This is a genomic window from Seonamhaeicola sp. S2-3, from assembly GCF_001971785.1.
Lineage (GTDB): Bacteria > Bacteroidota > Bacteroidia > Flavobacteriales > Flavobacteriaceae > Seonamhaeicola.
Genome location: NZ_CP019389.1, coordinates 853,189 through 873,148, shown reverse-complemented (window position 1 = coordinate 873,148; position 19,960 = coordinate 853,189). Strand labels below are relative to the sequence as shown.

At 46.1% G+C, this 19,960-nt stretch carries 20 protein-coding genes; 9 read left to right on the top strand and 11 right to left on the bottom strand.

The features are described from left to right. Positions 1–32: 32 nt before the first annotated feature. The 5 genes from BWZ22_RS04175 (at position 33) to BWZ22_RS04145 (ending at position 4,566) form a co-directional block, all read left to right on the top strand. Positions 33–365 (top strand): single-stranded DNA-binding protein, encoded by a 333-nt coding sequence (locus BWZ22_RS04175; protein WP_076698202.1) that lies wholly within the window; start codon positions 33–35, stop codon positions 363–365. 74 nt (positions 366–439) lie between these two features. Further along, complete coding sequence (locus BWZ22_RS04170) at positions 440–883, top strand: RadC family protein (protein WP_076698201.1); 444 nt, start codon at positions 440–442, stop codon at positions 881–883. Positions 884–1,536: 653 nt separating this feature from the next. Further along, entirely contained in the window at positions 1,537–1,938 is a 402-nt protein-coding gene (locus tag BWZ22_RS04155; protein WP_175545754.1) for a BfmA/BtgA family mobilization protein, read from the top strand. Between the two features lie 11 nt (positions 1,939–1,949). Then, positions 1,950–2,981, top strand: a complete 1,032-nt coding sequence (gene mobB / locus BWZ22_RS04150) for a MobB family relaxase (RefSeq protein WP_072316412.1) — start codon at positions 1,950–1,952, stop codon at positions 2,979–2,981. Between the two features lie 10 nt (positions 2,982–2,991). Further along, positions 2,992–4,566: a type IV secretory system conjugative DNA transfer family protein gene (locus BWZ22_RS04145; RefSeq protein WP_076698196.1), complete on the top strand. Its 1,575-nt coding sequence runs from the start codon at positions 2,992–2,994 to the stop codon at positions 4,564–4,566. A 28-nt stretch (positions 4,567–4,594) separates the two neighbouring features. Here the strand turns inward: BWZ22_RS04145 and BWZ22_RS04140 are convergent, their stop codons facing one another. Beyond that, the gene (locus BWZ22_RS04140; protein ID WP_076698195.1) at positions 4,595–5,359 is read right to left on the bottom strand and encodes a LexA family transcriptional regulator; all 765 of its coding nucleotides are present in this window, start codon (positions 5,357–5,359) and stop codon (positions 4,595–4,597) included. A 56-nt stretch (positions 5,360–5,415) separates the two neighbouring features. Here BWZ22_RS04140 and dinB point away from each other — a divergent pair, with 56 nt between their 5' ends. From dinB to BWZ22_RS04125, 3 genes are read left to right on the top strand one after another with little or no spacing between them, the layout of a single operon-like run. Then, positions 5,416–6,627, top strand: coding sequence for a DNA polymerase IV (dinB, locus tag BWZ22_RS04135; protein WP_072316409.1), 1,212 nt, complete (start codon positions 5,416–5,418; stop codon positions 6,625–6,627). Between the two features lie 3 nt (positions 6,628–6,630). Continuing rightward, positions 6,631–9,651 carry a DNA polymerase III subunit alpha gene (locus BWZ22_RS04130; protein WP_076698193.1) on the top strand — a complete coding sequence of 1,007 codons (3,021 nt, stop codon included), beginning with the start codon at positions 6,631–6,633 and terminating at the stop codon, positions 9,649–9,651. A 29-nt stretch (positions 9,652–9,680) separates the two neighbouring features. After that, on the top strand, positions 9,681–10,298 hold the full coding sequence (locus BWZ22_RS04125; RefSeq protein ID WP_076698192.1) for an SOS response-associated peptidase: 618 nt from the start codon (positions 9,681–9,683) through the stop codon (positions 10,296–10,298). 12 nt (positions 10,299–10,310) lie between these two features. Here BWZ22_RS04125 and BWZ22_RS04120 read toward each other — a convergent pair whose 3' ends face one another. The 9 genes from BWZ22_RS04120 to BWZ22_RS04080 form a co-directional block, all read right to left on the bottom strand. Then, complete coding sequence (locus BWZ22_RS04120) at positions 10,311–10,676, bottom strand: DUF4878 domain-containing protein (RefSeq protein WP_076698190.1); 366 nt, start codon at positions 10,674–10,676, stop codon at positions 10,311–10,313. 77 nt (positions 10,677–10,753) lie between these two features. Further along, complete coding sequence (locus BWZ22_RS04115; RefSeq protein ID WP_076698188.1) at positions 10,754–11,587, bottom strand: DUF4138 domain-containing protein; 834 nt, start codon at positions 11,585–11,587, stop codon at positions 10,754–10,756. Positions 11,588–11,599: 12 nt separating this feature from the next. After that, positions 11,600–12,526 (bottom strand): conjugative transposon protein TraM, encoded by a 927-nt coding sequence (gene traM / locus BWZ22_RS04110; RefSeq protein WP_076698187.1) that lies wholly within the window; start codon positions 12,524–12,526, stop codon positions 11,600–11,602. Continuing rightward, on the bottom strand, positions 12,523–13,140 hold the full coding sequence (locus BWZ22_RS04105; RefSeq protein WP_076698185.1) for a conjugal transfer protein TraK: 618 nt from the start codon (positions 13,138–13,140) through the stop codon (positions 12,523–12,525). Before BWZ22_RS04105 ends, traM begins: the two co-directional genes overlap by 4 nt. A 41-nt stretch (positions 13,141–13,181) precedes the next feature. Beyond that, positions 13,182–14,024 (bottom strand): hypothetical protein, encoded by an 843-nt coding sequence (locus tag BWZ22_RS04100; RefSeq protein WP_076698184.1) that lies wholly within the window; start codon positions 14,022–14,024, stop codon positions 13,182–13,184. A 3-nt stretch (positions 14,025–14,027) separates the two neighbouring features. Then, entirely contained in the window at positions 14,028–14,609 is a 582-nt protein-coding gene (locus BWZ22_RS04095) for a conjugal transfer protein (protein WP_076698182.1), read from the bottom strand. A gap of 18 nt (positions 14,610–14,627) precedes the next feature. Next, entirely contained in the window at positions 14,628–17,033 is a 2,406-nt protein-coding gene (locus BWZ22_RS04090; protein ID WP_076698181.1) for a TraG family conjugative transposon ATPase, read from the bottom strand. Further along, on the bottom strand, positions 17,026–17,304 hold the full coding sequence (locus BWZ22_RS04085) for a hypothetical protein (protein WP_076698179.1): 279 nt from the start codon (positions 17,302–17,304) through the stop codon (positions 17,026–17,028). The genes BWZ22_RS04090 and BWZ22_RS04085 overlap by 8 nt, the downstream gene beginning before the upstream one ends. A gap of 33 nt (positions 17,305–17,337) precedes the next feature. Beyond that, on the bottom strand, positions 17,338–17,625 hold the full coding sequence (locus BWZ22_RS04080; protein WP_076698178.1) for a hypothetical protein: 288 nt from the start codon (positions 17,623–17,625) through the stop codon (positions 17,338–17,340). A gap of 184 nt (positions 17,626–17,809) precedes the next feature. Between BWZ22_RS04080 and BWZ22_RS04075 the strand changes: the two genes are divergently transcribed. Further along, the gene (locus tag BWZ22_RS04075; protein WP_076698176.1) at positions 17,810–18,550 is read left to right on the top strand and encodes an N-acetylmuramoyl-L-alanine amidase; all 741 of its coding nucleotides are present in this window, start codon (positions 17,810–17,812) and stop codon (positions 18,548–18,550) included. Here BWZ22_RS04075 and BWZ22_RS04070 read toward each other — a convergent pair. Next, positions 18,531–19,910: an RNA-binding domain-containing protein gene (locus BWZ22_RS04070; protein WP_076698175.1), complete on the bottom strand. Its 1,380-nt coding sequence runs from the start codon at positions 19,908–19,910 to the stop codon at positions 18,531–18,533. The genes BWZ22_RS04075 and BWZ22_RS04070 overlap by 20 nt on opposite strands. Positions 19,911–19,960 lie beyond the last annotated feature (50 nt).

Genomic DNA, 19,960 nt, shown 5'->3' with positions numbered 1-19,960 from the left:
GGGCATTTATTAATCTTTTAAATTTTTAAACCATGAGTACATTAAGAAACAAAGTACAGTTGATCGGGAACGTAGGGCAAGAGCCTGCCGTTACCAAGTTGGACAGCGGTAAAAAAGTAGCCCGAATTTCATTGGCTACCAATGAGAACTACAAAAACTCCAAAGGCGAGAGACAGACCGAAACCCAATGGCATACGATTGTCGCTTGGGGCAAGACCGCCGACATTATCGAGAAGTATGTAGGCAAGGGCAAGGAGATTGCCATCGAAGGAAAACTGACCACCCGTTCCTATGAGGACAAGGAGGGCGTAAAACGCTATGTAACTGAAGTGGTGGCTTCAGAAATCCTACTGCTGAGTAAATAGCCTTAAAAATAAGAGGGTGCTCCCTTTTAACTCAGCACCCTCTTTTCGTTTTAAAACCTCATAAATTGAAGCTCATGAAAAGCAAAGTTAACGAAATACAGATAAGCTACAAGGAACAGTTAAAAACTTCGGTAGCAATAACCAGTTCGAAAACGGCCCATGAGGTCATTTACGGACATTGGGACAAAAACACGATCGCGGTGTACGAATCTTTTAAGGTGGTACTGCTCAATAACGCCAATAAGGTGAAAGGAATCTATCAATTGTCCACTGGCGGTATGACCGGCACTTTGGTCGATGTCCGTCTATTGTTCGCCATTGCATTGAAAGCCCTGGCAACTGGAATAATTTTATGCCACAACCACCCTTCAAATAAATTAAAGCCCAGTGATATGGACAAGCAGATTACCGAGAAAATCGTAAAAGCATCCAAACTGTTGGACATCAAAGTTCTGGATCATATCATCGTTACCCCAGAGGGCGGTTTTTTCAGCTTCGCCGATAATGGACTGATTTAAAATACAGAACCATGATCTATTTGAATTATACCAATTTGGATGCCGAGACCCAAGAGCGGTTGATGCAGACTTCAAAAGCTGATATTGAACACAAATTCGGCAACTCGCTAAAAGCCTATGCGCTAAAGCACCGTTTGAACTATCAATCAGTTCTGGAAGAGGAAGCGACACGGAATTTATACCGTTATAAGTTTACTTTTAGAATATAAAAGCACATTTAAATTTAAGCACAAAGGCCTCCTTAAAGGGGGCTTTTTTCTTTTCAAAAGCCGTTGGGTATTTCAGGGGAACAGACGTCCAAAAGTTACACTTTTCATAAAACCATATTTTTTGGTGCCAAAACCGACCATTTGGAACCAAACGGCGTTTCGTTTTTACGCCCCAATCCAATACCTTTAAAAGAGCTGTAATACGGTAAAAAGCAACTGACTTTTTAAGTCAGGTTGTATGAAAATTTTGTTCGCCTGCGGCGAACGAAATGGAGCAGCAAGAGGGTAACACGCTCTGCGGTGTTACGTTTTTGATGTTCCTCCGGAACCCTTATATAATAAGGGTTTTGGGGCGGTGCCCGATTTGTGGTCTGGGCCTTTGGCCAAGGTTTTTCAGAAAAAACCTTGGCAGCCCAATAAAAACAAGAAAATTTTTCAGAAAAAATGGATAAAGGCTATGAAAAAGAGCGATTTGAAAAGCTGGGGATTAAAACTTCCGTGGCAAAGAAATTCAGGAAATTCTGTAGAAAAATGTCCTGTTCCCAATCGATGGGGCTGCTGCTGATGATTGATTTTTTTGAGGAGCACGGCATTTCGCCAAAGGAGTCCTTGGGGCCAAACATGCAGACGTTGGAAAGTAAAATCAAGAAACGAATCAATGCCGTCATCGCCATAATGCGCGATGTGGAAAAGACCCAGACCAAGCCCACGGTCGCAATGCTGCAATCTTTGTTTGAAGTGGACGAACCCAAAAAGAAACCGCTCATTCTGGAAAAGAAATATGCCGGGGATAAACAGAAAGAACCCAAGTTCAGGGAAAAGAAGAGCACAAATGATAAACCTTAAACCAATCTACCATGTACATTACCATCACGCCCCAGAAATTGGGAACCGACTATCCGCAAAGCTCGGCCGACTTTGTGGGCTACCTCGAAAAGGAAAATGAGGGTCTGGCCAAAGAAGATATGGAGCACTTTTTCAACCAGTACGGCGATAGAATATCGGCGGGGGAAGTTGTCAGGGAAATTGACGGCAACACCGCCAAGCTCAAAAAGAAAGAGCCCAAGTTCTATTCAATAACGGTCAGCCCCTCTAAATATGAGCTGCGGAAGCTTCAGGACAGTAGCAAGGGCCTTAAGCGCTATACCCGCGAGTTGATGAAGGATTACGTGGCCAGTTTCAACCGAGAGATCAATGGACGCCCCGTTTCGGTGGACGACATCAAATATTTTGCAAAAATAGAGCACCAACGCAGCTTTAAGGGAACGGCCAGGGAGATTCGAGAAAACCAACCTTATGCCACAAAGATTCTTCAGTTTAAAACCGAAATCCGGAACATTCAAAAAGGAACGATGGAAGGCAATATCAAAAAACGACAAAAGGAAATAGCCAAGCTCGAAAAGGAAGCACCGCACCAACAGAACGGCAAGCGCATCGTTCAGGGAATGAAGAAAGCGGGTAACCAGAGCCATATCCATATCATCGTCAGCCGAAAGGATGCTTCCAACACCTTTAGCCTGTCCCCGGGCAGCAAGCACCGGGCATCCCAAGTGGAGATGCACGGCAAGGTGGTGAAGCGAGGCTTCGACCGTGATCGGTTCTTTGAACGTGCGGAGCAGACGTTCGATAGGGCGTTCGGTTACAAACGTAACTATGCCGAGACCTATAGGGCAAAAAAGAACTTTGTGCAACACCCGAAACTTTACTTTGCTGCCCTTATGAACCTGCCGGCCAACGAGCGGGCCATGGCCTTTAAGATCATCGGCAAGTCGGGGGCGCCAATGCTGCCCAGTATCCCCACCAGTCAGGCTCAAATGGCATTGCGGATATTCAAACGGTTGCGACGAGGCGCGGAAATCGCCGTGAAATCAAGCTCAATAGGAATCTAAAATCAAGATTATGGACAATTTTATTCAAATTATATTGACACTTATAGGTGTGGGCGGCCTGTTTTACGGCTGTTTTCGTGTGGTCAAATATGCATTCGCCCTAAACCTGTTGTTGACCGGTCTATTGGTGTTCTACCTATCAAGGGAGTTGGAAATGGCCCTAGCATTGCTTTATTACGCCTGTCCGTTATTGCTCATCAATACAGTGGGCTATGTGTTCCTGCACAGGGCTGACCAATCAAAATCAGGAAACGATAGATACCGTGTAGGTTTTGCCACAGCCAATGGCCGTTTCGAACTGAACAACATCAAGCGTGGCGCATCGGTAATCGGTTCCGCCGGGAGTGGAAAGACTGAAAGTGTAGTCTATGGTTTTCTAAAACATTTTAAAAAACATGGGTTATGTGGTGTCATCCACGATTATAAGGATTTCGAGCTCACCGAAATGGCCTACCCACTTTTTAAGGATAGCGAGGTGCCGTTCAAGGTCATTTCCTTTGAAAACATCATCCATAGAGCCAACCCCATTGCCCCGCGCTATCTGGAAAATGAGGAAAGCGTCAATGAAGTGTCCCGGGTACTGATTGAGAACCTATTGGAACAACGGGAAAGCGGCTCAACGGGCACGACAAAATTCTTTAACGATGCCGCCGAGGGATTGGTTGGTGGACTGATCTGGAAACTAAAAACGGATTACCCCCAATACTGTACCCTGCCCCATTTGATAGCCATATACCAATTGCTGGACACGGACAGCCTGATCGGATTTTTGGAGACCAACACTACATCGAGGGCAATGGCGGACGCATTCATCAGCGGAAAGGATTCCGAAAGGCAGACGGCAGGTGTTAAAAGCACCTTGGCCAATGCGTTGAAACGGATCAGTACGCAACGTATTTTTATGGCGTTGTCGTATGATGAAGTACCGTTGGATATCAACAGTGTGGAGCATCCATCGGTCATTTCCGTGGTCAACAATCCTAAATATGAGACGTCCTATGCGCCAGTTATCGCCACCATCATACATACCATCACCAAACAGATGAGCGTGCGCCATTCAAGACCGTCCTTTCTTTTGATGGAAGAAGCGCCGACCATTAGGTTGTTGAACATGCACCGTATTCCGGCAACGCTCAGGAGCTATGATATTGTTACGGTCTATGTAATGCAGGACAAGATACAGAACGATATGATGTACGGCGACAAGGCAAGCAGGGCAATTTTGAGCAATCTGTCCTATCAGTTCTTTGGGAAAGTGAACGACCCGGATACCGCCAAGTATTACGAGCGCTTTTTTGAAATAATAAAGGATCCGACAAAGAGTGTCAGCCGTGGGCACAACCTGGATTTTGATACGCGGGTTACCACGGGCGAAAAGGAAATCCCGAAGGTTCGGGCGGACGTTTTTTTCAGGTTAAAGCAAGGCGAGTTCATTACCTATGCAGATGGCAGGGATAAAAAGGTACAGTTCAAACTGACCAGAATACAGAGGGAACTGCCCAAAGGTGAAAGGCCATATTCAAGTACCGACCTACAGACCAATTTTGATAGGATATATGATGAGGCCCGGTCGATTTTTTCATAGCCCATCACATATTTGGTCAAAATTCTGTTTACCTTTTAAGAGCTTCCAGTTCAACCCCCAAAGCATTGAACATCTGAAGAATACTGCTGATCTTCAATTCGTCGGGACTATATTCCTGTGTTTGGATGGCACAGGTGAACTCCCAGAGTTCCAAAACTTCATCGGCCTTAATTTCATAGGGACGGTACTCCCTGTTGTCTGAAACCAAGAGCAGCGTCCCTTTGGAATGTAATTGGTCAAAGACCCGTTTATAGACCATGCCATCGTTTTTGGTCAAAAGCACATAGGTCGTGCCGTTTTTGATATCGGCCATGTCCTCAACATAGCGGCCAACAATGAATGAGCCATTTTTCATGGGCAACATCGAATCCCCCTTAATGGGAAAGGCACGGTGCTTCCCAGAAGGAAGAAAAGGTAACTTAATCTTTTCCAGTTGTTCAATGTACTCCGGGTCATCATATCCTGCCAGATACCCGGCGGAAGTCTTTACGGGTACCACCTCGATAAGGTCTTCATTTTCTGAGTCCACCATGATAGGGAACAGGACCCGTTGGTTGCCCAAGTCTATAAATGAAAAATCCTTGGTCTTGGTGAGATCCTTTTTTATAAGGATATCAACAGGTATCTTGAAGAAATCCGATAGGGTTACCAATAGCGCCAGATTGGGTTCGGAACGTCCTTCCTCTTTGGATCCGAGGTTCGATCGGGAAATACCCAATTCCTCTGCGAGTTGTTCTTGGGAAAGACCTTTTAAATCACGAAGATGCCTGATGTTTTTGGGTATAAAATTCATAATACTACAAAATTAAGCAATAAAAACTACATATTGTAGTTAATTTTGCTTTTCCAATGGAAAATAAAATTCTACATCTCGATTTGGACACTTTTTTTGTGTCCTGTGAACGGCGACTGGACTCCAGTTTACAGAAACGTCCTTTATTGGTAGGCGGCACGGGCGATCGTGGCGTGGTTTCCGCTTGTAGTTATGAAACCCGAAAGTTTGGCATCCGCTCGGGAATGGCGATGAAGTTGGCCCGGCAGCTTTGCCCCGAAGCCGTTGTCATTCGTGGCAATGCCGGAACATATACCAAGTTTTCGCAAGAGGTTACGGAAATCATTAAGGAGCAAGTACCTATTTTTGAAAAGGCGAGCGTAGATGAATTCTATGCAGACTTGACGGGAATGGACAAATTCTTTGGCTGCTACAAATACGCCACAGAGTTGAGGCATAAAATCATCAAGGAAACGGGACTGCCCATTTCCTTCGGACTGTCCTCCAATAAAATAACCTCAAAGGTGGCCACGGGTGAGGCCAAGCCCAACAACCAGATGAAAATCGATTTTGGTCTTGAAAAGGCGTTTTTGGCTCCGCTGTCCGTGCACAAGATTCCTTCCGTAGGCGGCAAGACTTTCCAATGCCTAAAGAATATGGGGGTTTTTAAGGTGCAGACCATTCAGGAAATGCCGGAGGAAATGATGATCAGTGCGTTTGGGAAAAACGGGCAGACCATTTGGCGGCGAGCCAATGGCATTGATAGGCCGCCACTGATCCAATACCATGAACGGAAATCCATTTCGACCGAACGCACCTTTTGGGATACGACTGATATGGTAAAGTTACGAACCACGTTAACGGCGATGGCAGAAAATCTAGCCTTTGCCCTGCGGAACGGCAATAAGCTCACTTCCTGTATCTCCATTAAGATAAGGTATGCCGATTTCAATACCTATACCAAACAAGCGAAGATACCGTATACCAGTGCCGACCATATCCTGATTCCAAAAGTCTTGGAGCTTTTTGAACAGTTGTACCAAAGGCGGATATTGCTACGGTTGGTAGGTGTGCGGATGGGCGATTTGGTTTCCGGGAACTACCAAATCAACCTGTTCGACGACACCGAGGAAATGCTGAACCTTTACGGTGCAATGGACCATATCCGCAAGCGATTTGGTGAAAACAAGATCATGCGGGCATCCTGTATGGGTGCGAAATCCATCGGTAGATTTTACAATGTGTTCAATGGCGAACCGCCAATGGTGTTGGCGCACAGAACCCAATAGCCTATGTATCTGAACTGCCATACCTTTTATTCCTTACGGTTCGGGACGTTTTCCGAAATCGACCTGTTGCAGCTTGCCAAGGATAACGGTGTGGGCGAATTGGTACTTACCGACATCAACAATACATCGGCCTGCCTCAATTTTATCCGTAAGGCTCCTGATTTTGGCATCCGCCCGATGGTAGGCATTGATTTTAGGGACGGGGCAAAACAACTGTACGTAGGTATTGCGAAAAACAATGAAGGTTTTCTTGAACTGAACGCATTTTTATCAAAGCATTCCCATAATGCCATCAAACTGCCCGAGGTTGCACCGAAGCTGAAAAATGCTTTTATCATTTATCCTTTTGAACAGCTTTTGCAACTGGATAAGATCCACTTTTTGGACAATGAATTCATCGGCATTTCCATAGAAAATTTAAGAAGACTGCCGTTTTCTGCCTATCGGAATTTTACCGACAAATTGGTGGTACAACAACCCGTAACTTTCCGAAATAAAAAGGATTTTAACGCCCATAGGTTACTTCGGGCCATTGACAACAACACACTATTGAGCAAATTACCCACTACGGAAGAAGCCAGTGAGACCGAAAGGATGCTGCCCTTGGAAGATTTGGTGGGGCGTTACCGGGACTTTCCCCATATTATCAAAAACACCGAAAACCTATTATCGCAATGCCAAATCGATTTCAGTTTTGGCTCTAACAGGGTATCGCAGAACCAACAGGTTTTTAGCGAATCAAAGGAGAAAGACTATCAGCTATTGACCGAACTCTGCAATAATGGCCTGCCCAAACGCTATTCAAATCCCAACGATATTGTTTTGGCACGCTTGGAAAGGGAATTGCAAGTTATACGGAAGATGGATTTTGTGTCCTATTTCTTGATTAACCATGATATTGTGAGCTATGCCAAGAGCCAAGGGTATTTTCACGTGGGCCGTGGCAGTGGAGCAAACAGTATTGTAGCTTATATCATTGGGATAACCGATGTAGATCCCATAGAGCTCGACCTATATTTTGAACGCTTTATCAATCCGTTCCGGGCTTCACCACCCGATTTTGATATTGATTTTAGCTGGCGTGATCGTGATGATGTTACCGCCTATATCTTCAAACGCTTTCCAAATACGGCATTATTGGCTACCTACAATACCTTCAAATATCGGGCTACGGTACGGGAATTGGGTAAGGTATTCGGATTGCCGAAAAGCGACATCGACCAATTGAGCGATGGAAACTTTCCAACAACAAAATTAAACGACATCCATAGGCTCGTCATCAAATACGGTTCGCTTATCCAAGGGATGCCCAACCATTTGAGCGTACATAGCGCAGGAATCTTAATACTGGACAACCCCGTTCATTATTATTCGGCGACCGATTTGCCGCCAAAGGGATTTCCAACGGTGCAGTTCGATATGATTATTGCCGAGGATGTGGGCATCTTTAAGTTCGATATCCTGGGGCAACGGGGATTGGCGAAAATTAAGGATGCCATAGACATCGTAAAAGAGAACCGTTCCGAGCTTCCCGAAATCGACATCACGCAAATTGAAAAATTCAAGAGAGACGATAATCTTAACCAAATGCTTTCCAAAGGAAAGGCCATCGGGGTGTATTATGTGGAATCCCCTGCAATGCGGGGGCTGATGAAAAAGTTGCAAGTAAGTGATTATTTGAGTCTAGTGGCTGCCAGTTCCGTGATTCGTCCTGGCGTTTCTTCATCAGGGATGAAAACCGAGTTTATCCGTAGGCATAGGGAACCGGAACGAAGAAAGGAAGCCCATCCCGTTCTGGCCAAGATTATGCCGGAGACCTATGGTGTGATGGTGTATCAGGAGGATGTCTTAAAAGTGGCGCACGAGTTTGCCGGACTGGATTTGGGCGAAGCCGATGTGCTGCGACGTGGAATGAGCGGAAAGTTCCACTCCCGGGAGGAGTTCAAGGCCGTGGAATTGAAGTTCAGGAGCAATTGCTTGGAGAAAGGCTATTCGGAGGCGGTCATCAACGAGGTGTGGGAACAGATTGCCAGTTTTGCGGGGTACGCCTTTGCCAAAGGGCATTCGGCCAGTTATGCCGTGGAGAGTTACCAAAGCCTCTATTTGAAATGTTACTATCCCTTGGAATTTATGGTGGCCGTACTCAATAACGGTGGCGGCTTTTATAGCAGCGAACATTACATTCAGGAAGCCCGGATGTGTGGTGGCATTATCCACGCCCCTTGCATCAACAACAGCGACCACGCCAACAGCATTAAGGGGGAACATATTTACTTGGGATTTGGCTACCTGAAGAATTTGGAAACCTTTTTGGTGCAGCGGTTATTGACGGAAAGACAGCTCTACGGGAAATATGAATCCTTGGACGATTTTATTGACAGGGTTGCAGTAAGCATTGAACAGCTAACGATTTTGATACGCATCGGGGCGTTTCGGTTTACCCATAAATCGAAGCCCGAATTGCTCTGGATGGCCACGTTCAAATTGAATACTTTGGGAAAACGGAGCGCACATCCGCAGTTGTTCCGTCCCAGGCACCGAAATTTTCCCTTGCCCGAGTTCAATCAGGGATGGTTGGAAGATGCCTATGACGAAATGGAGCTTTTGGGCTTTCCGTTGTGCAGCTATTTCGACCTGATTTCAGAAACCCCAAAAACCAATTGGATGGCCAAAGATATGCCCAATTTCAGTGGCAGGGAAATGTTATTGTACGGCATTATGGTGAATTCAAGATTCCATACAACAAGCCAGGGCAAGCGGATGCGGTTAAGCACTTTTATTGATGAACAGGGCGAGTATTTTGATGCGGTACATTTTCCAAAGGCTGTCGATAAGTACCCCGTTCACGGTAGGGGCGTATATGCCTGTTACGGTAAGATTACCGAAGAATTCGGGCATTTTAGTATGGATGTGGTTTGGAGTAAAAAAATGGCTTTAAAGACTGACCCACGCAGCCCTGATGAGCCGACTTATGAAGATGTCTTTAAACTAAAATCCGCCAAACGAAAGGAAATTAAAAGCTAATTTGGTATATTGTAACAAACATTTTTGTTATGTGTTACCGGACCAGACTCAACGCCAAATTAGAGGATATAGAAAAATCGTTCGATGCCTATTTTGAGGAAAAGGAACGCTACCAGCCCAGTGAGGAAATCAATGGTTTTGCACATTCGTCCTATCCTGTTATCGTGGATGAAAGCCCGGGCGAAATCCAATTTTATAGTTGGGGCTTGATACCGTTTTGGGCAAAGGATAGAAAAATTCAAAAGGCGACCTTGAACGCCAAGGTGGAAACCCTTGACGAAAAACCGTCTTATCGCAATTCTGTACAGAAACGATGTTTGGTACTGGCGGATGGGTTTTACGAATGGCAATGGTTGGATCCAAAGGGTAAGGCCAAACAAAAGTTCGTCATAAAACCTCAAGACCAAGACATTTTTGCACTTGCGGGGATTTATTCGCTATGGAACGACCCCGAAACCGGAGAGGAATTGGGGACATATAGTATAGTCACTACCGAGGCCAACGAGCTGATGAGCGAAATACACAACACCAAGAAAAGAATGCCCATAGTTTTACGTGAACAGGATAGAAATCGTTGGCTCACCAATGAAGATTACAGTTCGTTTGCTTTTCCATACGAAACCAATTTGGTGGCTTCCAAGTGTTAGATTAGTCAAAAATCAAAACGGGGATTTTTCACGCAATCCTTTCTCTGTAACTTTCCAGTTTCCATCCAATTTCACGAGCTTAAAGGTTTCGGGTTCATCGCTGTATGAAGTAGTAAACTTCACCCATGCCGTATCGTCGTTTACGGCTTCATCGAGAACCTTGAAATTTGATGCGCCGTCCATTTTGGTCGGGACTAGCATATCATGAACGGCCGTAAAGGCCTCGTAGCTTTCGGACGTGGTGTTCTGTCTTAAGGCGGAAAGATCCTTTTGGTAAAAGCTTTCGATAACGGTTTGGGCGGTTTCAACGGGTGATTTTTGTGTCGTGGTGCAGGCCATAAAAAGTATGGGCCATAGGTAGGGGACTATTTTTTTCATCTGTTTGGGTTTTGGGATTGATCTGTTTTATTATTGTTTAAATTTTATTGCCTGTTGCGGGTCATCATTTAATTGTGTCAATTAGGGTTGTTGATGGTCCTGTGCGATATTTTCAACTTTAGGTTGCGCTCACCGTTCCTTTCATTGAGTTCCAATAGGGCCAAGCGCTCGTCGCTAATGGAAAACTTTGGTACGGCATAGACCACTTTGGCCTTTTGGCCCTCCTTGATTTTTGACGGGGCACCATAAATATAGAGCGGAGCGACATCCAAACGCTGCAATGATTTTTTCCTGCCCTTCTTTCTGGTCTCGATGCTCAGGTGCAGAAAGTTCACATCATAATCCAATGACGACCGGTTTTCGATGGTCATCACGAAATACAGTTCCTCCCTGTCGAAAACAATATTCTCGATACTCATCACCATGCCGTCGTGCCGTTTTTTAAGCTTGCCGATGCGCTGCCTCCTATTGACCAAATACGAACAGAACCGTTCATAATATCTGGCCTTTGGATCGGCAGAAGGTACCGGTTGTATCGTTTTGTCGGAATGGGATTCCATTGGTTTTTCATTACCGATGGACGCCGAAACCGGAATGAAATAATTCAGTTTTTCCAGTGTAGGACTATATCTTACAATATACGAAAAAATTTCGCCATTGTTGTTGATTATCAAAAGATTACTTTCTTTTCCCGGGGTGGCCTGCAACAATCCGAAATACTGCTGTTTTTCGCGGTTGTAGGTGAAAACGAAGTGGTCTGCACCGGTAATACCCTGTCTAATGGGATTGGGAAAGAACAGGGCCACGTTCTTATGCTCGTTGGCATAGATGGTGTCCAATCTCATTTTGGGCTGGGCATTTAAAATGGCCGTGACCATAAACAAAATTAATAGGATGGATGAATGTTTCATGTGTCTGGATATTTATGGTTCTGGTTTCAATAGAAGCCTGTAGTTGTTGATTACGGTAACCTTTACGGTCCGGTTGCTACGCTGGAAAACTTTTTTGATGCCACCGACCTGTGGAAGCCCGACGACATTGATATCACCGACAATATCCTCCACGACCTCACGGCCTGCCTCGGCACGGAAACTGTTCTCCACATAGATACCCTCGCTGCCGTCCTGGAGGTCAAAGGCCTTCAGTTTGATGGGACGGTGCCCGATGTTTTCAATCCTTATCATCGCGCGATTGGGCTGGAAGCTGATAAAGCCATAAATCGGTGTGTTTTTTGGAACAACTTTATTGCCGATTTGGGTCTCCTTTGCGAGCCGCATCCGTAAGCGATGGTTGGTGCTTACGGTCTGGTCGCCATCCACTATCACATGGATTACGGAATCCGTATGGCGTAGATTCAAAGTGGGATCTTTGGTCGGGGCAGAGGCAAAGAAGAGTTGGTGCTCCAGCCCCATTTTATTGGCTCCAACTTTTGTGTCCGTTTTGGCTATGGTGTCGATATCCTTTTTTTGCCCAAGAACCGCTGAACGGGGTACGGTCTTGGAATAAGTGCTTTCGGAATAGCTTATCCTGTTGGCTCTATAGATACTGTCCACGATATGGCGCTTCCTTTTGATGGGCAGGTCGGGGTCGTATGTGCCGGTGGAGTCCAATAGGCTCTCGTCATAGATGCTGGGCGCATCGGTCTGGCGGACTTCCTTCAGGTCGTCGATGGCCTCCAGTTTGGAGTCGTACTCCTTTTGCTCCGCTTCCAGTTCGGGTACCTGGACCTGCTCCAGATTTTCATCCCCGTCGCCGTCATCGTCCATCAACATGGCGGAATAGGCGATCAGGAATATCACTACCGTGGCCAGTACCACGGCAAATACTATTTTGTTCTTTTCGATTTTCATGGTGTTCCGTTTTGTGTTTTTCTAAGGCGCTTTTCAAAATAATCGGTGATGAGCAAGCCGTGCGGATTGTTGGGAAAGTGCCGGTCCACCCGAATGAGCTTGCCCGTGGTAATGAGCTCGTAGGTATCGGTGGTCGCCCCGCGGTTGATTTCAAATACCAATCTGGTCTCAAACCCGTAAGGTTCGTTCTGCACGTCCACTTTCGATTCAATGTCCAGCACCCTTTGCACCAGTGAGTACTGGAGCAAGCGGTTGAAGACCCCGTCCGCCTTTTTCTGCCGATAGAGGTTGTCCACCGAACTGTTGCCCAGCCACAGTGCCTTTTCAAGGTGCCTTTCATAGTTGCTGGCATCGATGTCGTAGAAATAGGTGTGGAACAGCTCCAGGTGCGACAATATCTCCACCTTCAGGTTCTCGTTCTGCGAGACCAGCTTCAGGGGGATGGCGCTCCCATCGGTATTGACCACAAAGGCGCTGCCCACGGTGTCCCTGTGCAGCTTGATGACCATCAGTACGGATACGATGGCCGTGACCGCAGCGGCAATGACCGAGGCCAGTACGATGAACCGGTTCAGCTTTAGCACGTCGTAGATGTTCTTATAAGGTGTTTTCATTCATTTGGATGTTGGTTTAAAAAAAATCAGCATGATTTGGTCTACCCGCCACTGAACAGCCGGAGGGTGAACGAGGTCGCCTTGCTGTAGAGCTTGAACTTCAGGAACACGATGAACCCGATGGAGCCCAACTGCAACAGGGGCGCAAAGAAATGGCTGCCCCAGTCCGTCCCGAAGAGGTCTCCCCAGAAATTGGTATTGACCTCCGTATAGAGGTTGTTGATGAACACGTTCACCAGAAAAAAGGCCGGCACGAGCATGTACACCCCGGCGTATAGCCTAAAGAACTGGTAAGCCATGGGCCTGAACTTCTCGAACACGGCGAGACTGATGACCAGAGGGAAAAAGGCCTGCATGATGCCCAGCAGAAAATACCTTTCTGCGAGAAATAGCGGATAGATAAAAATATCCAACAGCCAAAGGAAGATGCCCACGATAAAGGCAATGAGCTTCAGCCCGTAGAGCGGGGTCACCAAGGCTTCGTACAATAGGGCAAAGGCCTTTTTGGCGGCTTCCAGTGCACCCACATCCCGTTCCAGGTCGATGTCCTGCATCTGTAGCGGGAGGAGCGCCGGAGCCGTGTCGCGGTACTGGGCCTCGATGGCCACCAAAATGGCATCGAAGGCGCCCAGCACCTGTGTGGAAAAGATGACCAGTATGACCACCGCAAAGTTCTTGGCCAGTTCGGTAGGGGTGAGCCCCCAGGTATGGCCGTCCCTATCGGCGAGGCCTTCGTTGTACTTTTTCAGGATGTTGATCAGGAAAAAGAGAACCGCCAAGGTCTTCATGCCCGTTATGGTGTACTGCGAGAACTCGCTGTTCTTTATTGTCTGGAACACCGTGTCCACATACTCCAATCCTATGCCCAAAACTATCCCGCCCATATACTAATATTTGGCGGCGCGGTTGTTGATGGCGTCCTGCATCGCCCTAAAGGCGATGATCTCGCGGTAGCGCTTGGTCTTGGCCTCGATTTCGGCCACCATTTCCCGGGATTCCTTTTCCTTGGCCTTGAGCACTTCGGCACGTTCGGCATCCGTCATTTTCAGGGTGTTACTGGTGAGTATCTTGTCGATGTACTCCAATCCTTCGAGGGAATTGCTGACGATATCATTGAAGGAATCCGAAATGCGGTCCACTTCATCGGCCTTGATGTAGGGGGAGTTTAGGATTTCCCTAAGATCGTCCTGTACGAGGTCGAACAGACGTTTGTTGTTCCGGGCCATTTCCCTGACGGCCTTGAGCTGTTTGATAGCATTGTTGACCTTTTCGATGTTCTCCTTTTGCGTCTTTAGGAACTGGACGGTCTTGAGCAATTGGGCGGTCTGCTTGCCGGACTCAATCAGCGATTTGGTAAAACTGATAAAATTGGTGTTATCATACACAGGCATCCCCTGGCAGGCAGCGCCTGCGGGCAATAAAAGAACGAAGGCCAGTGCTAGTACAAGGGTTTTGGCGTGCTTTTTCATGTTTAAAGGTTTTAATGGTTATTTATTTTTATGTTTTAAAAATTGTTCGATGGCGGTTTCCATGTCACCACAGGTTTCATAGAGTTCCATAATCTGGGTGCTTTCGCTGCCATCGGTCAGGTAGGCGGCGAAGACCTCTGGCGGTACTTCAAGCCTGAAGATGTTGCTCTCCTTGCCGATCTTGATGAACATCTCGGTGTGCTTGCGGCCACCGGTCAGGTTGTTGCGGATGGACTTGAGCTGGTTCAGGTCGTGGGCGGAGAGGTTGAGCCGTTTCTTCAGTTCGGCGTAACCCTTTTCGTTGCGGAGACTGTAGATGACCTGTGTGTTCTCCAGTATGCTGGCCGAGGTGGAACTGTCGGGCAGTTGGTTGATGGACTGCAAAATGATGCCAATGGCGCCGTTCTGCTTGCGTATGGCCTGATAGTAGAACTCCACGCTCTCCAATACGTTGTCGAACTTCAGTTGCTTCGCGAACTCATCGAAAAGGATGATACCCCGCTCGGAGCGGTTGCGCCAAATGGTACGCTGGATGGCCGACTTGATGAGCTTCAGCATCACGGAAAGGATTTCCTTGTTGTCCCTAACCTCGTCCAGTTCAAAGACGATGAGCCGTTTGTCCTCGATCTTATAGGTCTGGTCATCGCCCACATTGAACAGGAAACTGTAGAGCCCGCCGTCCACATACTCCGAAAGGATGTGCAGAAAATCGGTGACGTTGAAATGGTCTTCCTTGATGCTGAGTTCCCGTAAGAGCGTATCCTTATGACCATCGACAAAGCGGTAGAGCGATTCCAGTGAATGTGCCTTACGTACCTTTTTGTAGTAGTTGAGCAGCACCTTTTTGATGGCGACCTCTTGAGCCTTGGTGGGCCGGGTTTCGGCCATGAGCTCCAATAGGAACACCCCCAAATCCTCCAAGCGTTCCGGTGTCAGGTCGGACTCCCGTGCCATAAAAAAGGGGTTGATGCCCAGGTTCTTGCCCTGTTCGTAGCGAAGGATGATGTGCGCATCGGGGTAGAGCTTGGCAAACTTGGAATAGGAACCGCCCAGATCGATGATCACCAACCTGACATCCTGTTCAAAATATTGGCGAAGGATATTGTTGGCCAAAAAGGACTTGCCTTCGCCAGTGGGAGCGAAAATGGCAAAGTTCCGGGCCTTGATGCGTTTTTTGTTCTCGTCCCAAACATCCTTCAGTACGGGGATGTTGTGCTGCCGGTCGTTGAATATGATGCCCTCGGCATCCGAACGGTAATTGGTATTGTTGATGAACAGGCAGAGGGCATGCTTCAGGTCGGTCACGTACAGGTCGCTGTTCGAAAAATTGGAGCAGTGGCAGGGGTGCGAGTTCAGGAAATATTGCTTGCGCTCCTCGCCCTTGGGGGAGTAGGGCAGCATGTCCAGTTCCTTGAACTCCGTTTTGATCTTGGAAGCGACCTGGCCAAGACGTTCGGCGTCACCGCACCAGAACAGCACATTGAGGTGCCCGCGGATGATGCGCGATGAATCGTCCCGATTGATCTTATCGACAATGTCCTCAATTTTTTTGAGGACGACCTTGTTCTGGGTCCCGAAATTTGAACTTTTGTTCAATTCCTCAATCTTCTTTTCCAATAGCTTGCGCCATTTATGTTTGTCGTCCAAGTAGAGGATGTGGTTCACGATATGGTCCTCGTCCAGATCCAGACCCAGTCCGTCGATAAAGCCCTGGTGGAACACGAAATCATCCGAGGTGAAGCGGTCGTTGGTCTTGCTGCTCTGCACCGTTTCGCCAAAGCACAGCTCGCTGTTGATGGCCAGTACGTCAAAATGGTGGTCGCCGATATCGATATGGGGCTTTTTCAGTTGGATGTCCGTATCGAAGCCCTCATTATAACCGTTGAAATAGTTGCCGGTAAGTGACATGATTTCATTTTCATCCAATGGATTTAGTGATACCCTTCGGCTGTTGTTCACAAAGGAGACGGCATCGTTTACCGCCGATATAAAGGCCTCGGTGTTGTGGTCCATTTGTCGGTATATGCCCTTGTCCAGCTTTCGGAAGGGGTTGGTGAACTTCGGTGCGTTCAATGCCCGGTTGTGGGGCATTACAAAGAACAGGTAGCTTTGGTGCCGCAGGTAGCCGCGTCCCTTGAAATACCGATGGGTGGCCTTTTGTAGAAAGGTGCTGTTGGGCAACTGCTGTGCCGAATATTGGCTTTTTCGGTACACCTCCTGTTTGTGGATGACCGTGCCGTTGGGCAGTGACTTAAAGGCTTGGAACCATGCCCCATGGATATCCTCGAAATCCGCTTCCGAAAGGGAATAGATCTCTGGTAGACTGACCCCATAACAGAGTACCAGGTTCCCGTTGCTGGCAAAGACGGTGTGTCCTTGGATATCCAAGATGGGATGGTATGTGGAAAGGTTGATGTTATTCATAGTCCAATAGGCTCGTTTTTTTGTTGCTGATGGTGCTGGGGAACACTTTCTTTAGGTGCAGCAGCCCGGGGTTATTGGCCATGTGTACCAAGGCGACATAGAGCGCCCCGTTGAATGCCATTACCGCTAGGATGACCGCCCAGCTGAATGAAAAGATGATAAGCAGCAGGGAGCCGATAACAGATGTCATCATTAGGGCGAACAGGGCTATGGGCAGTCCCATAATCATGGCGCGTTTTCTGATGTTCCTGTAGACTTCGTAAGATTTCATAAGGATTTAGGTTTTTAAATGTCGCTTGGCGACCTAGACTACGATGCCTATGAGATAGGTGAATATGCCCACCACGGCTCCCGCAATGAGCACGAATACCAAAACACGGGTGATGCCCTTTTTAAGGTCGGCGTTTTCCCCGAAGAAATGCCCCGCATTGAACAGGAAGCCGATAAGGAAGATGACGCCCAGGATGATGGGGAATATGGAGCGGATGGTATCGGACACATCGTTGACGGAATCCTCGATGCCCCCAATTTGGGCAAATAGGGACGTGGACAACAGTGAAAGCAGACTGGTCAAATAGAATGATTTTTTCATGATGGACGGGTTTAGGTTTTCGGTTCATTTTTGTTATCCGAAAATTAATGTATTTTTGGGTATAAATAGCTGAAAATCAAATAATTGAATAAAAAATATTGTTTGGTTTTGTTTGGTTTCCGTTGGTGCCAATTGGCACTAAATCCTATGGGATTTTGGAGCCAAACTGGTCAAAATCAAAAAAATGAAGATGAAAAAAGTGCCCAAAAACGTCAGATTTCGAATTTTCGCCGTTCAGATTGTAATGGTTCTGTTCCTCAAAAGTGGACTCCTTTTTGGGCAGGATTTGGGTGCAAAAAAGGTAATTGTGATCGATTCCGGGCATGGTGGGAAGGATTTCGGTGCCGTGGGGGTGAATGGCATAAAGGAAAAGGATGTGGTCTTGGATGTGGCCAAGGCCATTCTGGAACTCAACGAAAGCTTAAGATTTCCTTTTGATATCTATCTGACCAGATATGGCGATACGCTCATATCCCTTACAGATAGGGCTAAATTGGCCAAGAGACTTAAAGCAGATGTGTTCCTGTCACTGCACTGCAACCATTCAGACAACCCCAATGTTAGGGGCGTTGAAGTGTATGCTTCCAATCAAAATTCTGAATTCTCGGATGATGCTACTTGGTTGGCTTTTCGGTTACAATCCGAGCTTAATAAAAATCTTGGTTTTACGAGTAGGGGCGTGAAGTTTGCCAATTTTCAAGTGTTAAGGGAAACTGCTGAATCAATGCCGACCATTCTTTTAGAGTTGGGGTTTTTGAGTAACGGGGATGAAGTGGATTATTTAATGAAGCAGGGAAATACAAACGCCTTAGCATTGGTTACCTTTTTAGGTTTATGGAATGTTTATTTTCCACCTAAAACCGATTTTCCATTGGAATTGTTTTCTACCCACCTTTCTACCCACTTTAAGGAAGTATGTAATTAATTTGCCAATGGCCACCTTTGGCACCACCAACTCTTTCTATAAGACCTAAATCTTTTAGAGCATCAAGATTATTATCAATAGCAGTAGCACTTAAGCCAACTTTTTCTTCAAGTTCTCTTTTGGAAACTTTACCGTTTTCATGAATAGCTTTAATAATATTAACTCTATTATCAGTAAGATTATCTACCCACTTATCTACCCACTTATTAAAATCAAAAGGTCTTCTAACTGTGACGGTAAACATGCCTTCAGTATTAAATTCAGGTTCGGTTAAATCAGCTTCAATCATTAAATCTCTCATTCTCCCAATACCAGAACCTACTTGTTCGACCATTCTTATTCTCTCAAATAGACCAAATATCAGAGGGTTTCTGCTTAAGCTTCTTTTTCCAAATTCATTTTTAGGAATGCCACTGATTAAACCACCGGGATTAGAAATTTCAACCCTATCATTAAATACTTCAACAGTAATTCGAGCCCCTTTGTCATAATAATCCCTGTGGGCCAGAGCATTGATTATGGCTTCCTTGAAAACGGTTTCCGGAATTTCCCAAATTTCCTTTCTTGGTTGTGACCCTTCGCCTTCAATATCATAACGTACATCCAATTTCTTTTTCAACCAAGACATTGATTGCAGATATTGATTGTATAATGAACCGGTCATGATTTTATCATCTTCAATAAACCGTTTGTCGATACCATCAAAGGCCACACAGCGAACGACCGCTTTTTCGAAGAGTTGTTCGGGATTTTCAGCAAAAAATAAAGCTGCCCCATTTTTTATGAAACCTTCTTTCGTAATCAATTTGAGGTTGTTGAGAATCTGTCCATTTGGTACAGTGGAAGTTAAACCCGCCAACAATTTAAACTGATCGACATTGTTGCTTGGGAGATGGGTGTTCATGTCAAATTCTTTACAGGGAGCTTCGTCAAAGTAAATCCGGTCCGCCTGTTGGAAGAAATCCCTCATCTCTTCTACAGTAGTGAGTTTTTGTGAGTTTGGGCCCTGGCGTACAAAAATAGCTCCAGAGAGCACATAGGGCTTATTGTCTCCAGAAGGCACTTCAATAACTACAACATCTTTGGAATCTATATTTATGGTATAGATCTCACAATGTAGCGCAGGTGATATTTCATTGATTGAATTTTGTAGCGCAGAACGTTTTGTGTTATTAAAAACAACACCCTGAACAACATTTTCGTCGTTTACCCCAATGAGAACGGTACCTCCTGAAGCATTGGCAAATGCACATATTTCTTCAGTAACCTCCTTTACCTTGCTGGGTATGTTTTTTTTGAATTCTAAATTATACCCCTCTCCAGAGTCAATGAGTGATTTTATTTCGGTAGAGCCTAACATAAAAATGAGTTGCAATTAAGGCTAACAAATCTATTAAATTTGTTTTAGTT

Coding starts and splice junctions, on each gene's coding strand:
- BWZ22_RS04075 (WP_076698176.1), top strand. CDS start 17,810: ATGAAGATGAAAAAAGTGCCCAAAAACGTCAGATTTCGAATTTTCGCC.
- dinB (WP_072316409.1), top strand. CDS start 5,416: ATGGAAAATAAAATTCTACATCTCGATTTGGACACTTTTTTTGTGTCC.
- BWZ22_RS04125 (WP_076698192.1), top strand. CDS start 9,681: ATGTGTTACCGGACCAGACTCAACGCCAAATTAGAGGATATAGAAAAA.
- BWZ22_RS04070 (WP_076698175.1), bottom strand. CDS start 19,910: ATGTTAGGCTCTACCGAAATAAAATCACTCATTGACTCTGGAGAGGGG.
- mobB (WP_072316412.1), top strand. CDS start 1,950: ATGTACATTACCATCACGCCCCAGAAATTGGGAACCGACTATCCGCAA.
- traM (WP_076698187.1), bottom strand. CDS start 12,526: ATGAAAATCGAAAAGAACAAAATAGTATTTGCCGTGGTACTGGCCACG.
- BWZ22_RS04155 (WP_175545754.1), top strand. CDS start 1,537: ATGGATAAAGGCTATGAAAAAGAGCGATTTGAAAAGCTGGGGATTAAA.
- BWZ22_RS04105 (WP_076698185.1), bottom strand. CDS start 13,140: ATGAAAACACCTTATAAGAACATCTACGACGTGCTAAAGCTGAACCGG.
- BWZ22_RS04115 (WP_076698188.1), bottom strand. CDS start 11,587: ATGAAACATTCATCCATCCTATTAATTTTGTTTATGGTCACGGCCATT.
- BWZ22_RS04120 (WP_076698190.1), bottom strand. CDS start 10,676: ATGAAAAAAATAGTCCCCTACCTATGGCCCATACTTTTTATGGCCTGC.
- BWZ22_RS04145 (WP_076698196.1), top strand. CDS start 2,992: ATGGACAATTTTATTCAAATTATATTGACACTTATAGGTGTGGGCGGC.
- BWZ22_RS04175 (WP_076698202.1), top strand. CDS start 33: ATGAGTACATTAAGAAACAAAGTACAGTTGATCGGGAACGTAGGGCAA.
- BWZ22_RS04090 (WP_076698181.1), bottom strand. CDS start 17,033: ATGAATAACATCAACCTTTCCACATACCATCCCATCTTGGATATCCAA.
- BWZ22_RS04080 (WP_076698178.1), bottom strand. CDS start 17,625: ATGAAAAAATCATTCTATTTGACCAGTCTGCTTTCACTGTTGTCCACG.
- BWZ22_RS04170 (WP_076698201.1), top strand. CDS start 440: ATGAAAAGCAAAGTTAACGAAATACAGATAAGCTACAAGGAACAGTTA.
- BWZ22_RS04095 (WP_076698182.1), bottom strand. CDS start 14,609: ATGAAAAAGCACGCCAAAACCCTTGTACTAGCACTGGCCTTCGTTCTT.
- BWZ22_RS04140 (WP_076698195.1), bottom strand. CDS start 5,359: ATGAATTTTATACCCAAAAACATCAGGCATCTTCGTGATTTAAAAGGT.
- BWZ22_RS04100 (WP_076698184.1), bottom strand. CDS start 14,024: ATGGGCGGGATAGTTTTGGGCATAGGATTGGAGTATGTGGACACGGTG.
- BWZ22_RS04130 (WP_076698193.1), top strand. CDS start 6,631: ATGTATCTGAACTGCCATACCTTTTATTCCTTACGGTTCGGGACGTTT.
- BWZ22_RS04085 (WP_076698179.1), bottom strand. CDS start 17,304: ATGAAATCTTACGAAGTCTACAGGAACATCAGAAAACGCGCCATGATT.